This is a genomic window from Xanthomonas sp. CFBP 8445, assembly GCF_025666235.1.
Taxonomy (GTDB): domain Bacteria; phylum Pseudomonadota; class Gammaproteobacteria; order Xanthomonadales; family Xanthomonadaceae; genus Xanthomonas_A; species Xanthomonas_A indica.
In genome coordinates this window covers 4,100,155-4,125,958 of the sequence record NZ_CP102594.1, presented here as the reverse complement: position 1 = coordinate 4,125,958, position 25,804 = coordinate 4,100,155, and the positions used below count along the sequence as shown (strand labels likewise).

Here is a 25,804-nt window from a genome sequence, read left to right as displayed (position 1 = left end):
CTTCGGTGAACTCCCTGGGTGCACTGTGGGAGGGACTTCAGTCCCGACGCGCAGTTGCGGGAAGCGGTGTTTGCCCCGGGAAGGACGACCCTGCGGCGACCGCTGGTGGACCCCGGTCCGCCGTTGCCGCCGTCGCTGCGGGACCAGCGCGACCAGGCGTCTGCGAGCGCCCGATCGCGGCTGAAGCCGCTCCTGCGAGGAAGCGGCGACGCCTCAGACGAAGCCGTGGGTGATGCGCGGCGCGGCGCTGGGGCCGCTGTCGTAGTCGGCGTAGGGATCGTGCTCGCCGCTGCCGCCTTCGGACAGGCGGAACTTCAGGGCCAGGCCGTCGCGCGAGTCGGCTGCGCGCAACGCTTCCTCCTGCTCGATCTGGCCTTGCTTGACCATGCGGAACAGGCACTGGTCGAAGGTCTCCATGCCTTCCTCCAGCGATTCCTCCATCGCCTGCTTGATCTCGTGGACCTGGCCGCGGCGCAGCAGGTCGCGGATCATCGGCGTGTTCAACAACACTTCCGAGGCCGGCCGGCGGCGGCCGGTGCTGTCCTTGACCAGGCGCTGCGAGATCACCGCGCGCAGGTTCAGCGACAGGTTCATCAGCACGTTCTTGTGCGCGCTCTCGGGGAAGAAGTTGAGGATGCGCTCGATGGTCTGGTCGGCGTTGTTGGAGTGCAGTGTGGCCAGGCACAGGTGCCCGGTCTCGGCGAAGGCGATGGCCGCCTCCATGGTCTCCGCGTCCAGGATCTCGCCGATCAGGATCACGTCCGGCGCCTCGCGCATCGCGTTCTTCAGCGCGTTGTGGAAGGCGTGGGTGTCCAGGCCGACCTCGCGCTGGTTGACGATGGACATCTTGTGCTTGTGCAGGTATTCGATCGGGTCCTCGATGGTGAGGATGTGCCCGGTGGTGGTGCTGTTGCGGTAGTCGATCATCGACGCCAGCGAGGTGGACTTGCCCGAGCCGGTCGAGCCGACCACCAGGACCAGCCCGCGCGGGGTCATGATCACGTCCTTGAGCACCTGCGGCAGGTGCAGCTCCTCGATGCTGGGGATCTTGCTGCGGATCGCGCGGATCACCATGCCGACCTCGCCGCGCTGCTTGAACACGTTGACGCGGAAGCGTCCGGCGTCCTGCAGGGCGATGGCCATGTTCAACTCCAGCTCCCGCTCGAACTGCGGCACCTGGCCTTCGTCCATCAGCGAGTAGGCGATCTTCTTGACCATGCCCGGCGGCAGGCCGGTGGCGCCGAGCGGGTACAGCTTGCCTTCGATCTTGATATAGACCGGTGCCCCTGTGGTCAGGAACATGTCCGAGGCGTTCTTTTCGGTCATCAGCTTCAGGAAATAGCCGATATCCATGCGCAATGGTTCCCCAACGATCCGCAATCGCCCGTTGCAAGCGCGCCACAGGCTTCCGACAATGGCCGTGATCGACGTCTCCGTCCACGGCCCCCCTAGATGAAAACTAGCTTCGCACACTTCCGTTGTCAGCAGTATGTGATGGCCTGCGCATTGGCGTTGTTCGCCGCGCCGGCCGCGTTCGCCCAGGTGGCCTCGCCGGAACTGCTGTCCGCGCAGCAGGCGGTGCAGCGCGCGATCCAGGCCGATGCCGATCAGTACGCGCCGGACCTGCTGGCCAGCGCCCGCCAGGGCCTGGAGCAGGCGCAGCAGGCCGCGCTCGACCGCCGCCAGCGCAAGACCGCGCCGCAGCTGGCGCTGCGCGTGGCCGCCGATGCCGACCTGGCTCGCGCCCGCAGCGAGGAGGCCGTGGCCAATGCGCAGCTGAAACAGCGCCAGGCCGAGGTGGCCCAACTGCAGCAGACCCTGGGCACTGGGGAGGGCCGTCCATGAGCCGCGCCCTGCACGGAATGCGCCGCCTGGCCCTGCTGGCCTTGCTGCTGGCGCCGCTGGGCGCGATGGCGGCCGACGACCCGGAACTGGCCGTGCTCAACCAGCGCCTGGTGGCGCTGCAGGCCGATCCGCTCAACGCCGATGTCGCCGCCTACGAGCGTCTGCAGGCGCAGCAGGCGGTGGCCAACTTCGCCAACGCCAAGCGCAAGGAACGCGACGACGCGCGCTACCTGGCCGAGCGCCGGGTCGAGATCGCCGAAACCATGGCCCGCGCCGAAATCGCCCGGCGCCAGGTCGACCAGTTGGAGAAGACCCGCAGCGATCTGTTGATCGAGGCCAGCCGCCGCGAGGCCGCGCGGGCCCGTCAGGAGGCCGAGCGCCTGCGCGTGCAGGCGCAGATCCAGGCCGAGGAGGCCGAGAGCCTGCGCCAGGCGGCCGAGGCCGAGCAGGCTGCGCGCGCGGACGCCGATGCGGCGCTGGCCAGCGTCGCCGGGCAGCAGACCGCCAAGCTCAGCGCCGCGCAGCAGAAGTCGGCCAAGCTGGCGCGCGAGGAGGCCGAACTGGTCGCCGGCACCAAGCTACCGGTCTCGCGCTTCGAGACGCGCGGGGAGGTCTTCACCTTCTCCGGCGCGGCCTTCGACGCCGGCAAGGCGGCGCTGTCGGGCGATGCCACGAACCAGGCCAAGGCCCTGTCCCAGTACCTGCAGATCAGCAAGGGCAAGGTGCGGATCGAGGCCTACGACACCGACGCCGGGGTGGCGCAGAAGCGCGCCGATGCCCTGCGCGCGGCTCTGGTCAGTGGCGGCGTGCCCGCCAACCGGGTGCAGGCGGTCGGCAAGAAGGGGGCGTCGACCAAGGCCCGTTCGGCCGAGGTTGTGATCGCGCCCTAAGCCTGTCGTGCCCTTTGCATCGGCGTTTAACGGGGTTTTTCCCTGGGCCTGAGCGCCGAGCAACTGAATGCGGCAAAGCGGGCTTGCTTCTCTTGTCCGCGGCGGTAGGGAAGCGTAGGGTCGGTGTTCCAGGTGGCACTCCCGCCGCCTGGTGCCAACGGAGGAGTCCGAGCCGATGACGCAGTGGCGCGCACCGCAGTCCGACGTCGCAGGAACCGTGGTTCCAGGCGTTGCGGCGGTGCAGCCGGTGGCTCGCGCGCTTCCGCTCCCAGGCAACGCCCCGTGCCGCAGCGGCCGGGGCGTTCTTGTTTCTAGCTGAAGGAGGCTATTCCTATGTTCGAAGGGCAATCGCAGACCGAAATCGACGCGTTGATCAAGTCCGATCCGGAGTTCAAGCAGCTCTACCAGCGCCACAAGACCTTGGACAAGAAGTGCATGGACGCCGAGCTCGGCGTGCTGCCGATCGACGATGTCACCCTGGCGCAGATGAAGCGCGAAAAGCTCGCCGCCAAGGAAAAGCTGCTGCGCCTTTACGAGCAGAAGCCGCACTGACCGTACTATTCCCCCTTGTCGCGGGCGGTGGCTGGCCTCCTCGTCGGCTTGCCACCGTCCGCGTCATCCCCTCGAAAGGCCGCGATTGCGGCTTTTTTCGTCCGTGCCGCGCGCATTCTCTGACTTTCCACCCCCGAGCGCGGATAATGCCCGGTCCAGCCGCTGCCGCGGCGCGACGCATTCGGACCCGATGGCCATTCACTCCTCCGTCCTCGACCTGATCGGCGACACCCCCATCGTCAAGGCCAGCAAGCTCGACACCGGGGTGTGCGAGCTGTACCTGAAGCTGGAGAGCGCCAATCCTGGCGGCTCGATCAAGGATCGCATCGGCCTGTCGATGATCGAGGCGGCCGAGCGCCGCGGCGACCTCAAGCCCGGCGCGGTGCTGGTCGAGGGCACCGCCGGCAACACCGGCATCGGCCTGGCCCTGGTCGCCCAGCAGAAGGGCTACAAGCTGATCCTGGTGGTGCCGGACAAGATGAGCCGGGAGAAGATCTTCAACCTCAAGGCAATGGGCGCCGAGGTGGTGCTGACCCGCTCCGACGTGGCCAAGGGCCACCCCGAGTACTACCAGGACCTGGCCGCGCGCATCGCCGCCGAGACCCCGGGCGCCTACTTCATCAATCAGTTCGGCAACCCCGACAACCCGGCCGCACACGAGTTCGGCACCGGCCCGGAGATCCTGCGGCAGATGGACGGCCGGCTGGACGCGATCGTGTTCGGCTGCGGCAGTTCCGGCACCATGACCGGCCTGTCGCGCGCCTTCGCCGCCGCGTCGCCGCATACCGAGCTGGTGCTGGCCGACCCGGTCGGCTCGATCCTGACCGAGTACATCGAGCAGGGCACGGTCAGCGAGAAGTCCGGCAGCTGGCTGGTGGAAGGCATCGGCGAGGACTTCCTGCCGGCCATCTCCGACTTCAGCCGGGTCAAGAAGGCCTATTCGATCAGCGACGCCGAGAGCTTCCACACCGCGCGCGAACTGCTGGCCAAGGAGGGCATCCTCGGCGGCTCCTCCACCGGCACCCTGCTGGCCGCGGCGCTGAAGTACTGCCGTGCTCAGACCGAGCCCAAGCGGGTACTGGTGTTCGTTTGCGACACCGGCAACAAGTACCTGTCAAAGATGTACAACGACTACTGGATGCTGGACAACGGCTTCCTGGAGCGCCCGCAGCATGGCGACCTGCGCGACCTGATCCTGCGCCCGTACAGCCAGCGCGACACCGTGGTGGTCGGCCCCAAGGACCTGCTGACCACCGCCTACCAGCGCATGAAGCTGTACGACGTGTCGCAGCTGCCGGTGATGGAAGGCGATCAACTGGTCGGTATCGTCGACGAAAGCGACGTCTTGTTGCACGTATATGGCGACGAAGCACGGTTCCGCGACCCCGTGGCCACGGCCATGGTCAGCAAGCTCGACCGGCTGGACGTCAAATCGCCGATCGAGGCCCTGCTGCCGGTGTTCGATCGCGGCCAGGTCGCCATCGTGATGAACGAGGGCGCCTTCCTCGGCCTGATCACCCGCATCGACCTGCTCAACTACCTGCGCCGCCGGGTGCAGTAATCCCTGTGGTCTGGACGGTTCCGCGCTGCATGGGGCCGTTCAGACCGCGCTGCTAGAATCACGCCCCTTTTCCGGTAACCCCACATGACGGACAACACGTCGAACCCCCATGGCGACGGCCCTGCGCTGGCGCTGGCGACCCTGGCCATCCATGGCGGACAGCACCCGGACCCGTCCACCGGCGCGGTGATGCCGCCGATCTACGCGACCTCCACCTACGCCCAGTCCAGTCCCGGCGAGCACCAGGGCTTCGAGTATTCGCGCACCCACAATCCGACCCGCTTCGCCTACGAGCGCTGCGTGGCGGCCCTGGAAGGCGGCAGCCGCGGCTTTGCCTTCGCCTCCGGCATGGCCGCCACCGCCACGGTGATCGAACTGCTGGACAGCGGCAGCCACGTCATCGCGATGGACGACCTGTACGGCGGCAGCTACCGCCTGTTCGAGCGCGTGCGCAAGCGCACCGCCGCGCTGGAATTCGGCTTCGTCGACCTGACCGACCCGGCCGCGTTCGAGGCGGCGATCCGCCCGACCACTAGGATGGTGTGGATCGAAACCCCGACCAATCCGATGCTGAAGATCGTGGACATCGCCGCGATCGCCGCGATCGCGCGCAAGCACGGCCTGCTGGTGGTGGTCGACAACACCTTCGCCTCGCCGCTGCTGCAGCGGCCGCTGGCGCTGGGCGCGGACATCGTGGTGCATTCGGCGACCAAGTACCTCAACGGCCACTCGGACATGGTCGGCGGCATGGCCGTGGTCGGCGACAACGCCGAACTGGCCGAGCAACTGGCCTTCCTGCAGAACTCGGTGGGCGGGGTGCAGGGCCCGTTCGACAGCTTCCTCGCCCTGCGCGGCCTGAAGACCCTGCCGCTGCGCATGCGCGCGCACTGCGACAACGCCCTGGCGCTGGCGCAGTGGCTTGAGACGCACCCGGCGGTGGAGAAGGTGATCTACCCGGGCCTGCCCTCGCACCCGCAGCACGCCCTGGCCGGCCGGCAGATGGCCGGCTACGGCGGCATCGTCTCGATCGTGCTCAAGGGCGGTTTCGACGCGGCCAAGCGCTTCTGCGAGCGCACCCGCCTGTTCACCCTGGCCGAGTCCCTGGGCGGCGTGGAGAGCCTGGTCAACCACCCCGCGGTGATGACCCACGCCTCGGTGCCGGTCGCGCGGCGCGAGCAACTCGGCATCAGCGATGCGCTGGTGCGGCTGAGCGTGGGTGTGGAGGATGTTGAGGATCTGCGTGGGGATTTGGAGCGGGCGTTAGCCTAGGCCCCGCATAACGCCCCGGCATTGCTTGCCGGGGCGCCATCGGCGACGTGTAAGAAGCGCTTCTGACAAAAGAAGCGCATCTTTGTCAGCGCCTGAGACTGCGATAAATGCGTGCGGCAAAGCGCGCCGCCGCCGCCGCACCCGGAATCGTCAACAGACGATCGATGAGACGCCCCAAGTGGCGCCCGGCGCGCTGGCCGGAGGTCGCCATGGCTGCGTTCGAGCTTGCCATCTCCGCCGCGAGCGCCGCGGAACGCTTGAGGGCATCAACCCGCCGCAGTACGGAGGCGACCTGCGAGCCGGTGGTCTGATTCATCGCCAGCGTCAGCGCCGCGTGTACTTCCAGCGCCGAGCGACGCCAGCCATCGACTTCACCGGCACGAGATTCATCGCTCCAGACCGGCATGGACTGCTGCAGTTTTTGCAGTAATTCCTGCGTCGTCTCATAACGGTGGATATTGGCCGAAGCGGTGATGTGGTCGGCCAGTTCTCGGTTTAGCCCGGTGTCGCGCACCATCACCGGGCGGTGGTGCGCCAGTGCGTGCAGCACCGGGAAGCCAAATCCTTCGTAATGGCTCGGGAAGACGACGACCTTCGCGTCCCGGTAGAACGATTGGAATGTCTCTTCGTCGATCTCGCCCGCCTTGATGGACTGCACGTTGGCGGGGAGTTCGATGCCGTCCGGGTAGCCGATCGCGATGATCTTGTGGTCGGGCAGTCCGCTCGCCAGCGCATCGGTTGTCGCGCGTACAAACTTGTGCGCGTAATGATTGCCGATGACGAGGATATGCGAGCCTTCCGAGTCGCTTGGCTGGTAGCTGGCGTAATCGGCCGGATCCAGCGAGTGCAGGGATACCCGCTGCAACGTCGAGGCGCCGATGGTGTAGCGCGTACGGATCCGGTCGAGCGTGAACTGCGAGTTGGTGAAGAGCACACTCATGTTTTCGAGCGCGAAACGCCAGATGCCTTCATCGAACTCCAGCAGAAGATATCCGCAGTCGCTGGAAATGGTATCGAGCATGAAGATGCCCACCACCGGCGCGGTCTCGAACAGGTGCAGCAGAGTGCCGGTCTGATAGGGCTGGCCGATGCGTACTACCGCGGCTACCTTGTCGTTCTGATCGTTCGGTTCGAAGCGCACGATTCCGGGGAGGCGATCCAGGCCGTGGAAGTTCCAGGCCTTTTTGCTGATGTAGACGCCGATTCGGGTGTCCTGCGGCCAGGACCGCTGCGCAGCAGATAGCAGTTTGATGCCGGATTCGAACGTGCCGTTGTGGAATGGCCCAAACGACGAAAAATCAAAGGCGATGGTGCGCCGCTCGTCCACTGGCTCCAGGGCTTCGAGCAGCTTTTCGGCGCGGTACTCTGGCGAGGTGAAGTAGCGATAGATGAGCGAGTCGTACTCCGGGTAGCGCTTGCGCAGGATGCTGGCGTTGACCTGTTCGCGTTCGGAGCGTTGCTGGCTGGTTGTCGAGAACGATTGCTCGCCCTGATGCCAGACGAAGGCATGGTTGGCGAGGGCCGCGCGATAGCCTGCGCGGTTGGCGCGCATGATGAGGTCGTTCTCCTCGTTGTAGCCCTTGCCGTACACCGTGTCGAAGTGGCCGAACTCGGCAAGCACGGTGCCGCGGATCCATAGTGCAAAGCCCACTGCGGTCGGGATGAACGAAAAACGAGGCAAGCGGCGCGCGATGGGAAGGAACAGGCTGCGCGCCTGTTCGGCGGAGACGTCCACATGTTCGATCGAGTGCGGAAGCGTGGCCAGCGTCGCGTTATTGCTGCGCGGACAGACGAAGCCGATCATCGGATCGAGCGTAGACACCGCCAGTATTTCGGAAATCGCACCGGTGGTGACCTCCGTATCCGAATTGAGCAGCAAGACGTCGGCGCCTTCCTCGATCGCCAGATCGAAGGCGCGGTTACACGTGCCGATAAAGCCCAGATTGGCTTCATTGGCAAGCGTGCGCACGTCGACCCCTGGAACACCCTCGGCGACGGCTTCAGCCAGCGCGACACGCAGTCCTTCGTGATCTGGGCTGTCGTTGTAGAGCCAGACGGAGGCATGCGCCTGCACGAGTTCGTTGGCTACGCTGCGCAGGCCACGCATGAACGGGGCGACCAACTGTTCGTTGCAGTAGAAAGGCGCGACGACGTGTAGAGGTCGGACGGCTGGCGCAGCAGGCTGTGGCGCTTCGGCGCGGCGGCGACGAACCGTCATGACTTCAGGTGCGTCTGGCAGTATTTCGGGCAGGTACTGTGGCTTCTCCAGCAGCAGCGCGACGATGTCCTCAAGGGCGCCGATGGGGCGCATGTCTTCCGTGAGCAAGCTCTCTTGCTTGCCTTCGCTTGGAATCAGGAGCAGGCCGCACTCCGCGTTTGCACCATGGAAGTTATCCGGGCACTGGTTGAAGTTGTCCGGATTGAACGCCGGGTAGACCACGCCATAGGCGGTATATCCGAGCTCCGCAACGGCGGCCATGGTGTTCGCCGCGCCGTCAACGGAATTGAACTCGGCAAAGATTACCGGCCTGCAGCGCTGCAGTGTCTTCTTGGCACCGATAAGAACCTTCGCTTCCATGCCTTCAACGTCGACTTTCAGCAGGTCCAGCCTCGGCAATGCAAGTGAGTCGAGGGTGACGATGCGAACGTCGTACCCTTGGCCCGCATCGATCAGGCTTAGTCCGCCTTTGTTCTGTGTTCCATCTAAGGCGTCATCGAGCGAAATCGTGCCTGGATAATCCGAGACGCCGACGTTGTGTGCGGTGATCTGGCCCGCCAGGCCATTTTGCTCAATATTGCGCTGAAGAATGGAAAACGCGTCGCGCCTGGGTTCGAACGCGTGCACGTGGCCGATACCGCCGACGGCGCGCGCGAACGCAATTGCATGGGTGCCGATGAAGGAGCCCACGTCGGCCACAACGCTTCCCGATGAGACGAAGCGGCGGAGCAGTTCGAGCTCGTTCTCTGCCCATTCCCCGTACCAGCGCAGCGAGTCCGCGATGACGGTGTCACCAGGAAGTGTTTCAAAAACGCCGTGGCGTCCAGAGATGATGGTCATGAGTGATGGAAGGTACGGAACGATACCGCCAGCGGCTGGGCGCCGGAGATGCCGTGGACAAGTTGGGAGTTGAGGGCGGTCAAGAGAATTGCATCGTGCAGCCAATGGTGCTGCACATGGTCATCGCCCGGCCCCTCGGCGAGTGCGAGATCCAGGCTGTACTCGCCTCGGATCAAGCGGGGTAGTTGCAGCTGGAACGTCACCGTGAAGGTGTTCCCCTGTTCGACCGCAATGGCTTCTTCCCGGAGATAGCTATCTGAGCTGTCGGCGACGAGATACTGGCCCTTGCGATCCTTCAGCATGAAGCCGATGGCGGGATAGTTGAGTGGTTTGAGCGCGCGTGCCGTGATGGTGAGTCTTACATCATCCTGCGATGTGAATTCGGAGACTGGATTGCCGTCGACGTCGGTGAATGCCGCATTTTCGATGCGCGCGCCACCAGCGCCGAAGCTGTCAACGTCGGGGCGGAATGCGCCAGCATGAAACTTGGTGGGTTCGACGTTGTCGACGTCGTACGAGCCTTGCCGGAGTGCATTGTTAGGCGTGGCCAGCGCTGTCTCCTGGCGGTCAGCGTACAAGTCGCGCAGGTACAGCGCCGAGATCTCGCGTGCCGAACCGATGTCGCATTGGTAGTGGTCATCCTGTCGGCGCAGCAGTACGGCAGAGGCGCAGAGGGTGGTCACCGCGCCCATGTCGTGGCTGACGAACAGCAGAGTCCCGCCACCCCGTTGGAAGCTTGCGAGGAAACGCATGCACTTTTGCTGGAAATAGGCATCGCCGACGCTCAGCGCCTCGTCGATGATCAGGATGTCTGCATCAACATGGGCGATGACCGCGAAGGCCAGGCGGACGTACATGCCGCTGGAATAGGTCTTTACCGGTTGCTCCATGAAGTCGCCAATGTCGGCGAAGCTTGCGATATCGGCAAATCGCCTGCTTACTTCCTCCCGCTCTACCCCATACAGCGATGCCGCTAGATAGACATTCTCGCGGCCAGAAAACTCGGGGTTAAACCCGGCGCCCAGTTCCAGAAGCGCGGCGACGCGGCCGTTGACGGTGATGTCGCCCTCGGTGGGTGTCAACGTACCGCAGATCATCTGCAAAAGTGTGGATTTGCCGGCACCGTTGCGGCCGATGATGCCAACGGTTTCGCCGCGGTGAATGGTGAAGCCAACCTCGCGAAGCGCCCAGAACTCGCGATAGTACCGGCGACGTCCACGCCACAGCATCTGCATCAGGCGATGCGCAGGCTTCTCATAGACATTGAAGCATTTGCCCAGGTCGCGCACCTGAATTGCGATGTCAGAGCACATCTGCGAACCCCTTGCGGGTGCGTTGAAAGAACGCGTAGCCAAAGAAGAAGGTAGCGATGGATACCACTAGACATAGCGAGTAGACAACCGGATCCAGGCCCTTGCCCCACATCAGCACATCGCGAATTTGCGAAACAATCGGCGCAAGGGGATTGATGTAGAGCACCGGACGAAACGAGGCTGGAATGGCATCAATGGGATAAAAAATGGGAGTCAGAAACATTACTGCGGTAGTGATGATCGCAGTGATCTGCGCCGTATCGCGGAGGAATACGCCCAGCGCGGATAGAAGCCAGGCGATGCCGGTCATGAAGAGGATCATCGGGAGCATGACCACCGGGGCGAGCAACGCGGTCACCGGTGGCAGTCCCGTGGAGATCAGATAGAACGCCATCCAGACCAGCAGGTTGACCACGAGGCTGAACATCGCAGTCAACACACTTACCCAGGGCAGTACTTCCAGCGGGAAGACCACCTTCTTTACGTAGTTGGCATTGCTGACGATCAGCGCTGGCGCTCGGTTGAAGACTTCCGAGAATAGGTTGAATACCAGAAGGCCGCTGAACAACACCAGGGCGAATTCCGTTCGCGAGCCGCTGCCGCCTGGCCAGCGTGCCTTGAACACCTCGCTGAAGACGAACGTATAGACCGCCAGCATGAAAATCGGCTGCACCAACGCCCAGGCCAAGCCGAGCAGAGAGCCGCGGTAGCGGGCTGCGATCTCACGCTTGGCCAAGGCAACGACGAGCCGTCGATTGACGATCAGTGACCGGATCAAATGGCCGGGAGAGCTAGGGTAGGCTTCCATACAGGAGGTGGTTGGATTGACCGGGTAGTTTACTGTGGGTGGGCATTGCACGCATGGAGCGCGTCCATGTGTCACATGGACTTGGAGCGGGCAAAAGTGAAGTGCTTATGCCCCAGGTAGGCAGTGAAGATAGGCACTGCCACGCCGACCAGGTGGGCGCTCAGTGGAATGTCGAGCGGCCAGTTGAGCGCCGGCAGCAGCCAGCGTTTGAGCAAGATGCTGATTGCCAGAGTCTGCAGCAGGCTGATGGCGTTGATCGCGATGAACCACGCGGCCTGTTGGCTAATCGGGCGATCGGAACCCTTGAACACCAGAATCCGATTCAGGAGAAATGCGGTGAGCATGCCGAGCGCATAGGCCAGGCAAACCGACGCTTCGAACGGCGCGACCATGCTGAAAAGAATCCGGCTGCCTACATTCACGGCGGCCGCGGTGCCGCCGCAGATGACGAACAGAAGGAACTGACGGCTCATGCGGGCGTCACCGTATGGTTGGTCCGAGGTCGCGCGATCGCAAACGTCAGCAGCATCAGCACTAGGACCAAGGTGGCATACAACAAGCGCCCAGCACGTTCCTCGGCCCACAAACGCAGCAAGCTCAGGCGACCGATCTGGAAAGGAGGCGTGACCGCAACCCACGTGTGCGTATCGGAGTCGACGATTTGAAGCTTGTAGTCATCGGCCGGAAGCCGTTCCAGGCGCGTTTGCCACCGCTCACCCGGAGCGCCATTACGCGTCAGGTCCACCGTATGGTCGCGTCCGACCAGGCGCACGTCGACCGAGGGCTTGCCGGCGCCGCTTTGGCGGTACGCAATCCAGCCGCCATCAGTTGTCACGCTCGCGCTGCTGCAGTCGGCAAGGTTGGCGTCGCCTTTACCAGGCGTGTACGTACCCACTGCGTAAGGCATGGCGGGCAATGATGTATATGCGCCAGGGCTGCTGACAGCATTGCAGTCGGCAAACTTAAATGGCAGCGGGCGACGGATTTCCATTGGCATCATGCCCGCCGCATCGTCCGCGGAGAGCACCCTGGCAATGCGCTCGGCGTCGGGGTATGGAAAACGCCCGGGTGCAGTGCGCAAGGCGTCCAGGTTCCCGTCGCGCAGGTAGTCGGCCAGAATTCGCTCCTGGCTGGCGCCCGCTCTGGAGCGCTCCTCCATGCTGGCCTTGGCCGTGAGCAGGTTGGGATAGAGTCCTAGCGCAGTCCATCCGATGAATGCGACAGGCGCCAAGGTGCGCGCCCATGACGGCCACCGGTTGTCTTGACGGAAGCTGGCGTACAGGACTAACCATAAGTTATTGATGACGCCAATCATCAGTAGGTCGGTGTAGCGCGAGGTCACACCGTTCTGTACTTCGCCTCCGCGCGAATATGCCATCGCTGCCGCCTGCACCAGCACCCAACCAGCAATGGCGAATGAGAAGCGCTCGCCCCGCGGCGCAGCGCCCCGCGCCAACATCCGATTCACCATCAGCATGATTAGCGTTGCCGACGGCAGCCACAGCACGGCCACGCTTATCCAATTCGGAGACAGCGGCCATGCCAACGTGTTCTTCAATGCGTGCAGGAACTGCTCGACGGAGTGCGAGTTGAGGCTGTCGCCCTGGGGCGGCTTCGGCATCATCAGCAACCCCGCCGCAGCGATGGCCAGCATCAATAGCAGCGCGATCATTCCCTGGCGCCGATCCACGTCCGCCGCCGATAACCGTTGAATGAGCAGCCCGGCGGCCGCTGCTGCCGCGAATACGCCCGAGGCCATGGTGAACAAGGCCAATCCTGCGCAAATCACCATCGCCAACACACGATTGCGTCCCAGTGCATCAGCCGAGGCCAGCCAAGCGGTGACCACCGAAAGCAATGCAAGAATGAAGAACTGGTTCTGGAAACCTGCGATCAGGTTTTCCCAATCCAATGGTGACGCTGCCAGCGCAAACACTCCTATTGCCAAAAGAGGGCGGGCCGCAGCAGGGAGGGTGCGCATGCCGATCCAGGCCATCGTTCCGATGGCTGCTGCGTGAGGCAGTACGTTCAGCAGCATTTCCACCTTGGCATCGAACTGATTGCTGTTGGCGGTGAACAGCCCGAGCGAAATCAGCCGGGTGAACAAGATGCGGTGCTCGTTGTGCGCGGCGAAGAAGTGGCCAAGGCCGAGCTCCCCGCGCAGGAACGGCAGTAACAGGTTGTCGAACTCCGCGTCCCATTGATCCCAGAACGGGCTGCTGCTGCCGTAGGTCAGCACCAGGTAGGCCCGCACGGCCATCATAGGTATCAGCAGCACCGTCAGAAGGAAGATTGGGTTCAGGGGATGAGACCATCTTGCCAGCTGCGCGCACGCTGCCTTCATCCGCGCGTTCATCCGCGTAGAACCTCGCCGACCAGCGCCAGCGCCGTATTGATGCTCTCGTTGATCGAGCGATCTTCCGGGTAGTAGTAAGCCGTATCCGCCATATAGAACCCTTGCAGCGGCGTCTTCATCGGCGGCAGCATGTCCTGGAACCCCGGCGGGCAGATGGTCTGCGCGTACTCATAGCGATGGCAATGGGTCGCGCGGATCCACTCCGGCTTGAAGTCCGGATTGATCATCGGCAAGTAGCTGATGACTTCGTCGATCAGCTGCTGGTTGCTCCACTGCCACTTCGGATGGGTCTTGGGCATGTAGTACGGCGCATACACGATGTGCTCGCCGGGGCCCTTGCCGGGATTGAGGTTGCTGTACTCGATCAGGCCGGGGATGGCGATGCGGTCGTCGCTGATGTTCATCCAGAAGTTCTCGCTGACCGGCTTGGACAGCTTCAGGATTACGCAGGCGACCGGGATGTTTTCAATGGCGGCAACCTGATCGGCGAAGGTCTTGGGCAGGCCGGGCACCATGCCGGGCACGTACTGGATCGGTGCCGTCGACATCACGCCGTCGTAGGCATGATGGCCGTCGCGGGTGCGGATGCCGGTGACCTTGCCATCGACCGAGGCGACTTCCTCGATCGGCTGCGACAGCAGGATGCGCCCGCCCAGCCGGGTCACTTCCGCGGCCATGCGTTCCAGCAGCACGGCCGAGCCGCCCTCCAGATAGCCCATGCTTTCGTTGAAAAGATTGCGCCGCGACAGTGCCACGCGCTTGATGCGGGTGCCGATCCACGAGGCGGACAGGTCGTTCTGGTACTCGAAGAACTTCAGTGCGAAGGCCTTCTCCCACATCACCTTGTAGGCCTTGGGGCCGATCCAGCGGGTGATCCAGTCGCGCGCGTTCTCCTTGTCCAGCGCGGTCCAGTCGCTGATGCCCTTGGTGTGCATGACGTGCAGGGCGTAGCGGATCTTGTCGACCAGCCCCAGGTGCGGGAAGCCGAGCAGGGCGAACGGCGTTCCCCACTTGTGCAGCTTGCCCTGGTAGTAGTACCCCATCTTGGTGTCCGTCCAGTGCAGACGGTCGGACAGCTTCAGGTCCTCGAGCAGCTTGAACAGCGGGAAATCGGTCTTGCAGATGAAGTGATAGTAGCGCTCGATGCGCAGTCCGTCGAAATCGAAGTCCGCGGACATGCCGCCGATGCGGTCGTCGCGTTCGTAGACGTCGACCTGGTGGCCCTTCTTCAACAGTTCCATGGCAGCCATCAGGCCCATGGGGCCGCTGCCGACGATCGCGAATGTGCTCATAGTGTCTAAGTCTCGTATAACGGTTCAGCGCTTGAGCACGATGTGGCTGTAGCGCGGGTCGGTGTAGCTTTCGCGGATCGCGTCTTCGAACGGCGTCTGGCGTACGCCGAACACCGCTTCCGTATCGACGCCCTTGAAGTCGTCGCCGGCGCTCAGCGCCTTCAGTTGGTCGGCGGTGAACGGCGGCTTGGCGCTGAAGAGCGAATACACACGCAGCAGGAAGGCGAAGAAGCCGATCGGGATATGCACGATCAGGGTGTGCAGTTTCTTGACCCGCTTGATCGTCTTGATGATGTCGACATAGTCCACGCGGGTGTCGCCGACGATGTCGTAGACATCGCCGTCGGGTTCGCGCTCGATGCACTTGGCGATGCAGCGGCAGAAGTCGCGCTCGTACAACGGCTGGCGCATGAACCTGCCATCGCCCGGGATCGGAAATACCGGGGTCTTGGCCATGAAACGCGACAGCCAGCCCAGGTGCTTGGGATCGAACCACCCAAACATCAGGGTCGGGCGCAGGACGCAGTGGCGCAGGCCGCTGGCGACCACCATCTCTTCCTGTGCGCGCTTGGTGTTGGTGTAGTCGTCCTTGGCCACCGAGTTCACCACCGAGGAGCTGATGTGCACCATGTAAGGCACCTCTGCTGCGCGGCAGGCGTCGAGTACGTGTGCGGTCGCGGTCAGGTTGTTGCGGGTGAACAGATCGGTGGTCTTGCCGGTGATCTGTGCGTGCAACTGAGCGACGCAGGCCGCGCCCTCGAATTCGCGCGCCCAGTCGCCGGGCTCGGCCAGATCCGCCTGCACAACGCGAACGGCCGGGTGCAGTTCGCGCAGGATCTGCAGGTTGTGCGCATGCTTGTCGATCGCCACCAGTTGGGTATAGCCCTGCTGCTCCAGTTCGACGATCAGGTTCTGCCCGACCAGGCCTGCGGCGCCGGTGATGACGATCTTGTCGGTCTTCTGTGCCATGAATGAACTCAATTGCTCGGTAATAGAAAAGCTTTAGCTGAAAAGACGTGCGTCAGAGAATCGCATTTCAAGCGGCTGGCGTTCGGTGGATCGATCCGAGGGCCACAATGGATGCACGCGAACGTCCTGTGAGTCACTGATTTGCGACCAAGTCGGCTGCGGGGCGCGACTGCGTAGACTCCATGGACCTGAATACTGAAAAAACAAATGCGCAGCATGTGAGTATGCTTCCAAGCAGGTAAGCAGGTTGCAGGCCGGGAAGGAAGTTCCTATTGAACGCATAAACCGAGAGCGAAACGGTGGCGTTTGCAGCGCATATTGCGTAGAAAAGCGGCGGGCTGGTTCGCCAAGCAGCCGCTAGTACGACGATGTGCAGCATCAGCACCGAAGCATACGCGCCAATGTGCACGGTGGTCGTGCCGCCGTCGAATATGCTCACTATCCAGAAGATTAGTGAGAGGGCGGTTGCCGCCGATGCCTGCAGCAAGCCCTTGACTGCTGGATCGGCCTGGCGACGCTGGCGCATATACAGAAAAACGAGGCAGGGTATTAATAGCAACGGAGAGGTAAACCACATGGAGTGGAATAGATGAAAGAAGTCGTCGCTAATAAATTGCGAGATGGTGGACGGGTCGTGTTGTGCGACGATCCATAGAGCATGGGCTAGTCCAGAAAAAGTGCCTTTGACAACGGTCGCGACGTTTTCCATGCGCGTCGACAACCATGTTGCAAATGTAATTTGCGAGTAAGCGCTGGTGATGGCATGCAGCGCACTTTCGCTGCTCACCGGGATTTTTCCAGCAAAATGCCATTTTATCAGTCGATCTCCGGGGGGGTCGACAAGGCGCTGATATGCAATCCAGGGCATGTAGATGACAGATGCCAGGACTCCGGCCTTGATGAGCGTTGCCAAGCTCTGGCGCCGATACCAGGCCAGGTGTAGAGCGGATGCCCCGACCAAGAAAAACAACGCGCCGCCATGGGAGAGCAAGGCCATCGCAGCCCCTAGCCCCGCTTGACCCCAGCGTCGCTGATCGAGATCGGCTGGAAACATGGAAATATAATAAATGAGGCAAAATGTCGCGGCCAAAAGCTTTGGCCAAACGTAGAGCGTGTTAAGTAGCATCAGCGCGGATATTCCGATGATGCATAGCGAAATCGCCTGGGCGCGTTTGTCCATGAAGCGCGCGAGCAAGGCCCATATTGGCAGTAGCACCAATGCCTGGGCCCAGCTGGATATGCCCTGGTAGATAAGATCTTTGTTATGGAGTGGAAGTTTGGACGCCAGTAAGTAAAGGCCTACTTGCAGTGGCGGCCGATCACTGCTGAGCCAGTCGCCCACCATTGGTACAACCAATGTTCCGTGTTTGAGCATGTCGCCGAACAGCAACGGGAGCCAGGCATCAAGTTCCAGGCGAGGTGGCCAGCGATTAGCGGCATCGCCACCTGGGTGCCCATCCCAGTGAAAAGGAAACAAGCCAATCCACAGGACGAAGCACATCAGCATCAGGACGGGCAGCAAGGCATTCTGCATGCCTGCGACTTCCCGCAGAGACGTATGACGCTGCCGTCCGGCGATCAGCGCGAGTGGGAATGGGGCGATCAAGATCAGGAGGGAGAGAATGCTGCCTAATTTGGCTGACAGGACGTAGCCGAAGAAGATCAAAAGCCAGGCACATCCGCCGACAAGTAGGCCTTGCAGGATACGTTCACGCGCGTGTTGCCCAACGTTTGGCACGCATAACGACACGGCGATCAGCCAGAAATTTCCAAATAGCGCCGCTACCAGTATGGGCAGCATGCCTTTGACGGAGGCAATCGTGGGGGAGGATGTGGAAGCTCCGATTCCCGCCCAGCCGAAACTGGCCTTGGATTGATCCTCTAGGCGTAAGCGGTAATCCGCTTTAGAAATCTCTGCAGGTATCTCCAGTACGAAGCGCTGCCATCTGTCGCCGGGTTGCTGTAGAACCGGGATTATGGCCGCTTGTCCGTTGCTGGCAATGGCATAGAGTGTGATATTGGCTGTGCCGGGATAACCCGCCAACATCACTTGAACGTTGCGAGTGCCTTTGGGGTAGGGGTGTGATTCTGCCGTTCCAATCCAGCCGTCACCACCCTCGCAGTAGGTGATGCGCCCATTCACATTTGGGGCAGAAGCCAGGAACGGAGAACTGGCTGGTGCACAGCCACCGTCAATGCTTAATGCGGGATCTTGATAGGCATTGCATCCGCTCAGAAGTAGAAGGCAGACGAGCAATGCCGCTCCCACTACACGTCGGTAAAGCTCGACGGCGTCCATGTTCAGGTCTGCCTTGGTGAACGCGACGGTCATGTCAGAGCTTGATCCTGCGGAAAACGAATTCGGGAATGGATTTGATGACGAACATGATCGCCCACCAGAAACCGGGCAGGTAGGCGACCGCGCGGCGGCCGTCGACGGCGCGCAGGATGCCCTTGGCGATCTGGTCGGGCTTGGCCCATAGCGCGCCCTTCTTGAAGGCGGCGGTCATCGGCGTATCGACGAAGCCCGGCTTGATCGTGAGCACGTTGATGCCCTCCGGGCGCAGGCGCTGGCCGAGGCCGCTCAGGTAGGCGCTGACCGCGGCCTTGGCGCTGCCGTACAGGTAGTTGCTGGCGCGGCCACGGTCGCCGGCCACCGACGAGATCACCGCCAGCGTCGCGCCTGCACGCAGGCGCGGCACCAGCGCGGCGCACAGCGCGATCGTCGAGGTACCGTTGGTGGCGAACTCGCGCATCGACAGGTCGACCGAGGCATCGCACGCGGCCTGGTCGGGCAGCGTGCCGTGGGCGATCAGCACCACGTCGACGCCGCCCAGCGCGGCCCAGGCGGCATCGAAGGCCGCCGCATGGCCGGCGCTGTCGTTGACGTCGAGCACGCCGCAACTGGCCTTACCGCCGCGCGCCGACAGGTCCGACGCGATCGCGTCCAGGCGCGCGGCCTGGCGGCCGAGCAGATGGAGGGCCGCGCCGCGCGCGGCGTAGCGCCGGGCGGTGGCCTCGGCGATGGCCGAGGTGGCGCCGATGATGAGGACGCGTTGCATGTTCACTCCGTGACCCGGCGCCAGAAGCCGGAAGAAAAGCGGGGATCGAGATAGCGGCTGAAGTCCTGCCAGCGGGCATAGGCGCGCTGGAACGAGGCGGCGGACATGCGCGCGTCCTTGGCAGGGTACAGAGCGCCGTCGGCGGCGTCGACGATGCGGTCCAGCCGTTCCAGCAGGCGCAGCACGTCGGCGCCGTCGTTGGGGAAGTCCAGCGCCAGCGTGGTGCCCGGGCGCGGGAAGGACAGCATGCCGCGCGCAGGAAGGTCGCCGAATTCCTTCAGTACCGCCAGGAAGGAGCCGCTGCCGCTGCGGGCGATTTCCGCCAGCAGCGCGTCCACGCCGTCGCGCGCGGTGGCCGGCGGCAGCACGCACTGGTACTGCAGGAAGCCGCGTGGGCCGTACATGCGGTTCCAGTGGCGGATGCCGTCCAGCGGATAGAAGAACGGCAGCACGTGGCTCAGCCGGCGCTTGCTGCGCGCGGGCTGACGCCAGTAGTACAGCGCGTTGAACGGCCGCAGCGAGAGCTTGTTGACCAGCGAGACCGGCGGGGTCAGCGGCATCGCCAGGCCCTTGCCGGGCGAGGCCGGGCGTTCCTCGGGCAGACCGGCGCAGTGATCGGCGCGGGTGAAATGGCCGCGGCCGCGGGCGCGGCCGCTGGCCAGGCAGTCGATCCAGGCGACGCTGTATTCATGGCTGTCGGCCGAGGCGGCGGACAGCGCGAAGAATTCGTCGAGCGAGCCGAAGCGGATGTTCTCCGTCTCCAGCGCCGGGCCCGGCACGCGGCGCAACTGGATCTCCGCCCAAGTGATCAGCCCGGTCAGGCCGAGTCCACCGACGGTGGCCGCGAACCAGCCCTCGGCATCGTCGTGCAGCGTGCACAGGCGGCGGCTGCCGTCGCTGCGCAGCAGTTCGAAGGCGAGCACGTGGTGGCCGAAATTGCCGGTGCGGTGATGGTTCTTGCCGTGCACGTCGTTGGCGATGGCGCCGGCCACGGTGACGTAGCGGGTGCCCGGCGTCACCGGCAGGAACCAGCCTTGCGGCAGCGCCAGATCGATGATCTCGGCCAGGGTGACCCCCGCCTCGCAGCGCAGGCGGCCGGAGGCCGGGTCGAAGCCGATGAAGCGGTCCAGGCCGCGCGCGCACAGCAGGGTGCCGTCCGGATTGAGGCAGCTGTCGCCGTAGCTGCGGCCATTGCCCCGCGGAAGCGCATTGCCGGCGAAGGCCGGCAGCGCAGCCGCCCGGTCGGCGATCGGCAGCAGCGTTTGCGTCGCCCGTGGGTAGCGCCCCCAGGACTGCCCGGCGTCGGCCATCAGATGGCGCTCAGCGCGAACAGCCCGCACAACACGACGACGACCTGGCTGACCCGGTCGGTGGCGGCGAACACGATCGGGTCGTCGTGCATGTCGCCGCGGTGCGCCACGATCCAGACCCGGCTGACCCAGTACAGCAGCACCGGGCAGATCAGCCACAGCAGCTTCGGATGCCGATACAACTCCACGCTTGCCGGGCTGTTGATGTACAGCGCCATGACCATGACCGCGATGTACCCGGCCGCCGCGCCCATCGATTGCAGCAGCACAAGGTCTTCCACCGAATAGGCGCGTCCGCTGGCCTTTTTCTTGCCACTGCCCAGCATTGCGTGCAACTCGGTGTAGCGCTTGAGCAGCGCCAGCGAGAGGAAAATGAACATCGAGAACGCGAGCAGCCAGAACGACAGCTCCAGGTCGATGGCCACCGCGCCGCCGATGATGCGCACGGTGTACAGCGCCGCCAGCAGCACCACGTCGATCATCACGATGCGCTTGAGCCGCAGCGAATAGGCCAGCGTCATCACGTAATAGGCCAGCAGCACCAGAGTGAACTGCAGGTTGCAGGCCAGCGACAGCGCCAGTCCGGCGACGGTCAAGGCGGGCGCGGCGAACAGCCCCTGCAGCAGCGGCAGCCGGCCGGCGGCGAACGGCCGCTTGCGCTTGCGCGGATGCTGGCGGTCGGGCGTGAGGTCGAGCAGGTCGTTGAGCACGTAGACGCCGGAAGCGCAGAGTCCGAACGCGACCATGGCGATCACCGACTGCAGCACCGACGCGCCGTCCAGGAAGCGATGCGCGGTCAGCAGCGGCACGAACACCAGCAGGTTCTTCAGCCACTGGTGCAGGCGCAGCGCCTTGAGCCAGGCGCCCGCACGCGGCGGCGCCGGCCAGTGCCCGTGGACGGTGGTGCGCTGTGCGGCAGCGGCGCGCAGCCCGTTACCGTTGTTGACCACCCAGGCGCCACCGGCCTTGTCCCACACGTGCAGGTCCACGCGGCCATTGCCGGCGTAGTCGAAATTGCCTTCGCCGAACCGCTGCACCAACACGTCGGCCTTGTTGCGGCCGGACAGGTTGCGCTGGCCGTCGCTGGCGATGACCTCTTCGAACAGGCCCAGGTGCGCGGCGATCGGCGCGACCAGCAGTTGGTCGGAGGCGGTACATAGCACGCGCGGGCGCTGCGGCGTGGTGCGCAGCAACTCCAGGACGTGCTCGTTGTAGGGCAGGGTCTCGGCCGGAAGCGTGACCCGGGCAGCCAGTTCGCGCTTCAGCGCGGCCTTGCCGCGCAGCAGCCACAGCGGCAGCAGGAACACGTACAGCGGGTTGCGTGCCAGCAGGGCCAGCAGGGACTCGTAGAGGATGTCCGAGTTCAGCAGGGTGCCGTCCAGATCCACGCAAAGCGCGCGCCCTGAAGCAGCCGGGCGATCGGCGGGAAAGCTGGGGGGAGCGGACATTCTGCGGCCTGGTGATGCATAGCGGGGCCGCGATTATACCCGTGACACGCCCTTGCCCCGCTCAGTCGGGCTGGCGCCGTTGCAGGAATTCGGTCGCGCCCATCGCCAGGGCGCCCACGGCGACCGCGTACCAGAGCGTCACCAGTCGCGCGGCCACCGCCACCGCGATCGCATCGGCGGTGGCGACGCCCAGCCGGTCCAGCATCAGCACGATCGCCAGCTCGGTGGTGCCGACCCCGCCGGGCACGAAGGACAGCGCGCCGATCAGCATCGCCAGGGGGTAGATGCCGAACGCGACCAGCGGGTCCAGGTGCAGGCCCAGGCCGTGGCACAAGCCGACGAAGACCGCTGAAGTCAGGCCCCAGGCGCCCGCGCCCGCGATCAGGCTGCGCACCATCTGCGCGGTTCCGAGGCAGGCACGCAGCTCCGTGGCAGCGAACACGGCGAACTGCGCCGTCCTTCGAAGCCAGCGGCCGGGCAGGCGCCGGCCCACGCCCTCCAGCCACGCCAGCAGGGCCGGCCAGGCGGCGGCCCCGAACAGCAGGGCGACGAAGCCCAACACCACCGCGGCGAGGGTGCCCAGGGTGGGGAAGACCGGCGCGGCCAACAGTGACAGCGCCAGGATCACCAGCAGGTCGGAGGCGCGCTCGAACACGAACACCGCCAGCGTCCGCCCGGCCGGTACGCCCATGCGGGCGAAATAGCGGATGCGCAGCAATTCCCCGGCCTTGCCCGGGGTGGCGGTCAAGGCGAAGCCGGCCAGGTAGGCGGCCCAGCCCAGCCAGAACGGCACCGCATGGCCTTGTCGTTGCAGCAGCCAGCGCCAGCGCCAGAAGCGGAACAGGTAGCTGGCCGAGACCGGCAGCACCGCGAGCGCCAGCAACGGCCAGACCGCGCCGAGCCTGGCGAACGTGCCGTTGCCGCGGTCCACCCACCACAGGGCGGCCAGGTAGCCGCCGCACAGCAGCACGACGAACACCGCCAGATGATCCGCACGGTGGCGAGGCGCGGGCACGCCGTCGGCGCCGTGCGGCATCATCCCCAGGTCCCCCTGACCGCTCAGCCCAGCGCCTTTTCCAGCTCCGGCAGCACCGTGAACAGGTCGCCGACCAGGCCGATGTCGGCGATCTCGAAGATCGGCGATTCCGGGTCCTTGTTGATCGCGACGATGGTGCCGGCGTCCTTGATGCCGGTCAGGTGCTGGATGGCGCCGGAAATGCCGATCGCCACGTACAGCTCCGGCGCGATGATCTTGCCGGTCTGGCCGACCTGCAGTTCGTTTGGCACGTAGCCGGCGTCGACCGCCGCGCGCGAGGCGCCGACCGCCGCATCGAGCTTGTCGGCGAGCTGGTAGACGACCTGGAAGTTCTCCGCCGAGCCGACGCCGCGGCCGCCGGAGACCACGCGCTTGGCGCTCTGCAGGTCGGGGCGGTCAGACTTGCCGGCGGCCAGGCCGACGAAGCGGGTGTGGCTCGGCAGCGACGCGTCCACGCTGGCCGCTTCGACCGCCGCGCTGCCGCCTTGCGCCGCTTCCGGCCAGGAGGCGCTGCGCACGGTGGCGACCACGATCTGGTCGGCCGGGGCCTGCACGCTGATGATGGCGTTGCCGGCGTAGATCGGGCGCTTGAACGCGTATTCGCCGTCCACCGCCATCAGGTCGGAGATCTGGTTGACGCCGAGCAGGGCCGCCACCACCGGCATCAGGTCCTTGCCGAAGGTGGTGGAGGGGCCGAACACGTGGCTGTAGCCCTTCGCCAGCGCGGCGATCTGCGGGCCCAGCACCTGCGCGATGGCGTGTTCGTTGGCGGGGTTGGCGACGGTGAGGACGCGGGCGACGCCGGCGATCTGCGCGGCCTGGGCGGCCACCGCGGCCGGGTCGGCGGCCAGCACGACGATGTCGATGGCGTCCGGTGAAATCGCTTGCGCGGCGCTGACGCACTTGGCCGTGGCGGCGTTGAGCTGCCCGTTGAGATGTTCGGCGACGACGAGGATCTTGGCCATTACAGCAACCCCTTCTGCTTGAGTGCGGCCACCAGTTCGGCGGCATCCTTGACCATCACGCCGCGGCTGCGCTTGGCCGGCGGGGCGTAGTGGGTGGTGGTGAGGCTGTCGTTGGCCTCCACGCCCAGGTCGGCGAAGGCCAGCGTCTGCAGCGGCTTGCTCTTGGCCTTCATGATGTCCGGCAGCTTGATGAAGCGCGGCTCGTTCAGGCGCAGGTCGGTGGTGACCACCGCCGGCAGGTCCACTTCCAGGGTCTCCAGGCCGGCGTCGACCTCGCGGGTCACCGTCGCCTTGCCGTCGGCCACCACCAGCTTGCCGGCGAAGGTCGCCTGCGGCCGGCCCCACAGCGTGGCCAGCATCTGCCCGGTCTGGTTGGCGTCGTCGTCGATCGCCTGCTTGCCCAGGATCACCAGGTCCGGCTGCTCCTGCTCGACCAGCTTGAGCAGGGTGCGCGCCGCGGTCAGCGGCTGGATCGCCGCGTCGGCGACCACGTGGATGGCACGGTTGGCGCCCATCGCCAGGCCGTTGCGCAGGTGCGCGGCGGCGTCGGCCGGGGCGATGGTGGCGACTACCACCTCGCTGGCGATGCCGGCGTCGCGCAGACGCAGCGCCTCTTCCAGGGCGATTTCGTCGAACGGGTTGGCGGAGAGCTTGACGCCCTCGGTGATCACGCCGGAGCCGTCCGGCTTGACCTGGATGCGGACGTTGTAGTCCACCACGCGCTTGTAGGCGACGAGGATTTTCATCGTGTACGAGATCCTTCAGCAGTGCGGGAAGGCCCGGCCGCGGCGGCTGGCACGGGGCAGTCGGAGGATTCTAACCGGGCGCGGAGAACCATGCGAGGGCGTATGGTCTGGTTTGGTGCACTTCATCGGAGGCATCGGACGACGATCTGTTCATACAAAGCGTATATCCTGCGAGGTTTGCATAAGGCGCGCTTTCGGCGCGAAATCGGGAGAAATACAGTGGCGACTTGGCTCGTGACCGGCGGTGCCGGTTTCATCGGCGGCAATTTCGTGCTCGAGGCAGTGGCGCGCGGCGTACGCGTGATCAACCTGGACGCGCTGACCTATGCCGGAAACCTGAACACGCTGGCGTCGCTGGAGGGCAATCCCGACCACGTGTTCGTGCACGGGGATATCGGCGACCGCGACCTGGTGGGCCGCCTGCTCACCGAGCACCAGCCCGACGCGGTGGTCAATTTCGCTGCCGAGAGCCACGTGGACCGCTCGATCGACGGTCCTGGCGCCTTCATCCAGACCAATGTGGTCGGCACCCTCGGCCTGCTGGAGTCGGTGCGCGATCACTGGAAGGCGCTGCCGGAGGGCCGGCGCGATGCGTTCCGTTTTCTGCACGTGTCCACCGACGAGGTCTATGGCACGCTCGGCGAGACCGGCAAGTTCAGCGAAACCACGCCGTATGCGCCGAACTCGCCGTACTCGGCGTCCAAGGCCGCATCCGATCACCTGGTGCGCGCGTTCCACCACACCTACGGCCTGCCGGTGCTGACCACCAATTGCTCCAACAACTACGGCCCGTACCACTTCCCGGAGAAGCTGATCCCGCTGGTGATCGCCAAGGCGCTGGCCGGCGAGCCGCTGCCGGTGTACGGCGACGGCAAGCAGGTGCGCGATTGGCTGTTCGTCGGCGATCACTGCGAGGCGATCCGCACCGTGCTGGCCAAGGGCAAGGTCGGCGAGACCTACAACGTCGGCGGCAATTCGGAAAAGCAGAACATCGAAGTGGTGCAGGCGATCTGCGCGCTGCTGGACGCGCGGCGTCCGCGCGAAGACGGCAAGCCGCGCGCCAGCCAGATCACCTACGTCGCCGACCGGCCCGGGCACGACCGCCGCTACGCGATCGACGCGTCCAAGCTGAAGAACGAACTGGGCTGGGAGCCGCACTACACCTTCGAACAGGGCATCGCGCTCACCGTGGACTGGTACCTGAGCCATCAGGACTGGGTGCAGGGTGTGCTCGACGGCAGCTACCGGCTGGAACGGATCGGCACCGCGGCATAACCCGCGTCCCTCGCATGCGTCCGCACCTCCACGTGCGGGCGTTCCATAG

At 64.7% G+C, this 25,804-nt stretch carries 21 protein-coding genes; 6 read left to right on the top strand and 15 right to left on the bottom strand.

Annotation, left to right across the window (positions count from 1 at the left end; genetic code table 11):
- Positions 1-213 precede the first annotated feature (213 nt).
- Positions 214-1,353: a PilT/PilU family type 4a pilus ATPase gene (locus NUG21_RS17695; protein WP_160948157.1), complete on the bottom strand. Its 1,140-nt coding sequence runs from the start codon at positions 1,351-1,353 to the stop codon at positions 214-216.
- A gap of 99 nt (positions 1,354-1,452) precedes the next feature.
- Here NUG21_RS17695 and NUG21_RS17690 point away from each other — a divergent pair, with 99 nt between their 5' ends.
- The 5 genes from NUG21_RS17690 (at position 1,453) to NUG21_RS17670 (ending at position 6,117) form a co-directional block, all read left to right on the top strand.
- Entirely contained in the window at positions 1,453-1,845 is a 393-nt protein-coding gene (locus NUG21_RS17690; protein ID WP_048491628.1) for a DUF4398 domain-containing protein, read from the top strand.
- A gap of 17 nt (positions 1,846-1,862) precedes the next feature.
- Positions 1,863-2,735, top strand: a complete 873-nt coding sequence (locus NUG21_RS17685; protein ID WP_263393117.1) for an OmpA family protein — start codon at positions 1,863-1,865, stop codon at positions 2,733-2,735.
- Between the two features lie 333 nt (positions 2,736-3,068).
- A complete protein-coding gene (locus NUG21_RS17680; protein ID WP_019797073.1) occupies positions 3,069-3,287 on the top strand; it encodes an HP1242/YdcH family protein in 219 nt (72 codons plus the stop codon).
- Between the two features lie 190 nt (positions 3,288-3,477).
- Positions 3,478-4,848 carry a pyridoxal-phosphate dependent enzyme gene (locus NUG21_RS17675; protein ID WP_010340227.1) on the top strand — a complete coding sequence of 457 codons (1,371 nt, stop codon included), beginning with the start codon at positions 3,478-3,480 and terminating at the stop codon, positions 4,846-4,848.
- Positions 4,849-4,932: 84 nt separating this feature from the next.
- A complete protein-coding gene (locus NUG21_RS17670) occupies positions 4,933-6,117 on the top strand; it encodes a cystathionine gamma-synthase (protein WP_263391548.1) in 1,185 nt (394 codons plus the stop codon).
- 85 nt (positions 6,118-6,202) lie between these two features.
- Here NUG21_RS17670 and NUG21_RS17665 read toward each other — a convergent pair whose 3' ends face one another.
- The 14 genes from NUG21_RS17665 to NUG21_RS17600 all read right to left on the bottom strand — a co-directional run bounded on the left by NUG21_RS17665 (position 6,203) and on the right by NUG21_RS17600 (position 24,480).
- Positions 6,203-9,175, bottom strand: a complete 2,973-nt coding sequence (locus NUG21_RS17665) for an FkbM family methyltransferase (protein ID WP_263391547.1) — start codon at positions 9,173-9,175, stop codon at positions 6,203-6,205.
- The gene (locus NUG21_RS17660; protein ID WP_263391546.1) at positions 9,172-10,488 is read right to left on the bottom strand and encodes an ABC transporter ATP-binding protein; all 1,317 of its coding nucleotides are present in this window, start codon (positions 10,486-10,488) and stop codon (positions 9,172-9,174) included. Before NUG21_RS17660 ends, NUG21_RS17665 begins: the two co-directional genes overlap by 4 nt.
- Positions 10,478-11,296, bottom strand: a complete 819-nt coding sequence (locus NUG21_RS17655) for an ABC transporter permease (RefSeq protein WP_019795933.1) — start codon at positions 11,294-11,296, stop codon at positions 10,478-10,480. The genes NUG21_RS17660 and NUG21_RS17655 overlap by 11 nt, the downstream gene beginning before the upstream one ends.
- A 71-nt stretch (positions 11,297-11,367) precedes the next feature.
- Complete coding sequence (locus NUG21_RS17650) at positions 11,368-11,769, bottom strand: GtrA family protein (RefSeq protein WP_019795934.1); 402 nt, start codon at positions 11,767-11,769, stop codon at positions 11,368-11,370.
- A complete protein-coding gene (locus NUG21_RS17645) occupies positions 11,766-13,652 on the bottom strand; it encodes a hypothetical protein (protein ID WP_263391545.1) in 1,887 nt (628 codons plus the stop codon). The genes NUG21_RS17650 and NUG21_RS17645 overlap by 4 nt, the downstream gene beginning before the upstream one ends.
- The gene (locus NUG21_RS17640; RefSeq protein WP_263391544.1) at positions 13,649-14,944 is read right to left on the bottom strand and encodes an NAD(P)/FAD-dependent oxidoreductase; all 1,296 of its coding nucleotides are present in this window, start codon (positions 14,942-14,944) and stop codon (positions 13,649-13,651) included. Before NUG21_RS17640 ends, NUG21_RS17645 begins: the two co-directional genes overlap by 4 nt.
- Positions 14,945-14,968: 24 nt before the next feature.
- A complete protein-coding gene (locus NUG21_RS17635; RefSeq protein ID WP_263391543.1) occupies positions 14,969-15,913 on the bottom strand; it encodes an NAD-dependent epimerase/dehydratase family protein in 945 nt (314 codons plus the stop codon).
- 133 nt (positions 15,914-16,046) lie between these two features.
- Complete coding sequence (locus NUG21_RS17630; protein ID WP_263391542.1) at positions 16,047-18,245, bottom strand: glycosyltransferase family protein; 2,199 nt, start codon at positions 18,243-18,245, stop codon at positions 16,047-16,049.
- Position 18,246: 1 nt separating this feature from the next.
- Complete coding sequence (locus tag NUG21_RS17625; protein ID WP_263391541.1) at positions 18,247-18,975, bottom strand: SDR family oxidoreductase; 729 nt, start codon at positions 18,973-18,975, stop codon at positions 18,247-18,249.
- 2 nt (positions 18,976-18,977) lie between these two features.
- Positions 18,978-20,285 carry an FAD-binding oxidoreductase gene (locus tag NUG21_RS17620; RefSeq protein WP_263391540.1) on the bottom strand — a complete coding sequence of 436 codons (1,308 nt, stop codon included), beginning with the start codon at positions 20,283-20,285 and terminating at the stop codon, positions 18,978-18,980.
- On the bottom strand, positions 20,285-21,673 hold the full coding sequence (locus NUG21_RS17615) for a UbiA family prenyltransferase (protein WP_263393116.1): 1,389 nt from the start codon (positions 21,671-21,673) through the stop codon (positions 20,285-20,287). Before NUG21_RS17615 ends, NUG21_RS17620 begins: the two co-directional genes overlap by 1 nt.
- A gap of 121 nt (positions 21,674-21,794) precedes the next feature.
- Complete coding sequence (locus NUG21_RS17610) at positions 21,795-22,772, bottom strand: lysylphosphatidylglycerol synthase transmembrane domain-containing protein (RefSeq protein WP_263391539.1); 978 nt, start codon at positions 22,770-22,772, stop codon at positions 21,795-21,797.
- Positions 22,773-22,792: 20 nt separating this feature from the next.
- Complete coding sequence (locus tag NUG21_RS17605) at positions 22,793-23,734, bottom strand: electron transfer flavoprotein subunit alpha/FixB family protein (protein ID WP_263391538.1); 942 nt, start codon at positions 23,732-23,734, stop codon at positions 22,793-22,795.
- Positions 23,734-24,480, bottom strand: coding sequence for an electron transfer flavoprotein subunit beta/FixA family protein (locus tag NUG21_RS17600; RefSeq protein WP_017917125.1), 747 nt, complete (start codon positions 24,478-24,480; stop codon positions 23,734-23,736). Before NUG21_RS17600 ends, NUG21_RS17605 begins: the two co-directional genes overlap by 1 nt.
- 219 nt (positions 24,481-24,699) lie before the next feature.
- On the opposite strand from NUG21_RS17600, the gene rfbB reads away from it, so the two are divergent.
- Positions 24,700-25,755, top strand: a complete 1,056-nt coding sequence (gene rfbB / locus NUG21_RS17595; protein WP_263391537.1) for a dTDP-glucose 4,6-dehydratase — start codon at positions 24,700-24,702, stop codon at positions 25,753-25,755.
- Positions 25,756-25,804: the final 49 nt, after the last annotated feature.

Bases quoted from the DNA above. Each gene is read 5' to 3' on its own strand.
- NUG21_RS17695 (WP_160948157.1), bottom strand. From the start codon at position 1,353: ATGGATATCGGCTATTTCCTGAAGCTGATGACCGAAAAGAACGCCTCG.
- NUG21_RS17690 (WP_048491628.1), top strand. From the start codon at position 1,453: ATGAAAACTAGCTTCGCACACTTCCGTTGTCAGCAGTATGTGATGGCC.
- NUG21_RS17685 (WP_263393117.1), top strand. From the start codon at position 1,863: ATGCGCCGCCTGGCCCTGCTGGCCTTGCTGCTGGCGCCGCTGGGCGCG.
- NUG21_RS17680 (WP_019797073.1), top strand. From the start codon at position 3,069: ATGTTCGAAGGGCAATCGCAGACCGAAATCGACGCGTTGATCAAGTCC.
- NUG21_RS17675 (WP_010340227.1), top strand. From the start codon at position 3,478: ATGGCCATTCACTCCTCCGTCCTCGACCTGATCGGCGACACCCCCATC.
- NUG21_RS17670 (WP_263391548.1), top strand. From the start codon at position 4,933: ATGACGGACAACACGTCGAACCCCCATGGCGACGGCCCTGCGCTGGCG.
- NUG21_RS17665 (WP_263391547.1), bottom strand. From the start codon at position 9,175: ATGACCATCATCTCTGGACGCCACGGCGTTTTTGAAACACTTCCTGGT.
- NUG21_RS17660 (WP_263391546.1), bottom strand. From the start codon at position 10,488: ATGTGCTCTGACATCGCAATTCAGGTGCGCGACCTGGGCAAATGCTTC.
- NUG21_RS17655 (WP_019795933.1), bottom strand. From the start codon at position 11,296: ATGGAAGCCTACCCTAGCTCTCCCGGCCATTTGATCCGGTCACTGATC.
- NUG21_RS17650 (WP_019795934.1), bottom strand. From the start codon at position 11,769: ATGAGCCGTCAGTTCCTTCTGTTCGTCATCTGCGGCGGCACCGCGGCC.
- NUG21_RS17645 (WP_263391545.1), bottom strand. From the start codon at position 13,652: ATGAACGCGCGGATGAAGGCAGCGTGCGCGCAGCTGGCAAGATGGTCT.
- NUG21_RS17640 (WP_263391544.1), bottom strand. From the start codon at position 14,944: ATGAGCACATTCGCGATCGTCGGCAGCGGCCCCATGGGCCTGATGGCT.
- NUG21_RS17635 (WP_263391543.1), bottom strand. From the start codon at position 15,913: ATGGCACAGAAGACCGACAAGATCGTCATCACCGGCGCCGCAGGCCTG.
- NUG21_RS17630 (WP_263391542.1), bottom strand. From the start codon at position 18,245: ATGACCGTCGCGTTCACCAAGGCAGACCTGAACATGGACGCCGTCGAG.
- NUG21_RS17625 (WP_263391541.1), bottom strand. From the start codon at position 18,975: ATGCAACGCGTCCTCATCATCGGCGCCACCTCGGCCATCGCCGAGGCC.
- NUG21_RS17620 (WP_263391540.1), bottom strand. From the start codon at position 20,285: ATGGCCGACGCCGGGCAGTCCTGGGGGCGCTACCCACGGGCGACGCAA.
- NUG21_RS17610 (WP_263391539.1), bottom strand. From the start codon at position 22,772: ATGATGCCGCACGGCGCCGACGGCGTGCCCGCGCCTCGCCACCGTGCG.
- NUG21_RS17605 (WP_263391538.1), bottom strand. From the start codon at position 23,734: ATGGCCAAGATCCTCGTCGTCGCCGAACATCTCAACGGGCAGCTCAAC.
- NUG21_RS17600 (WP_017917125.1), bottom strand. From the start codon at position 24,480: ATGAAAATCCTCGTCGCCTACAAGCGCGTGGTGGACTACAACGTCCGC.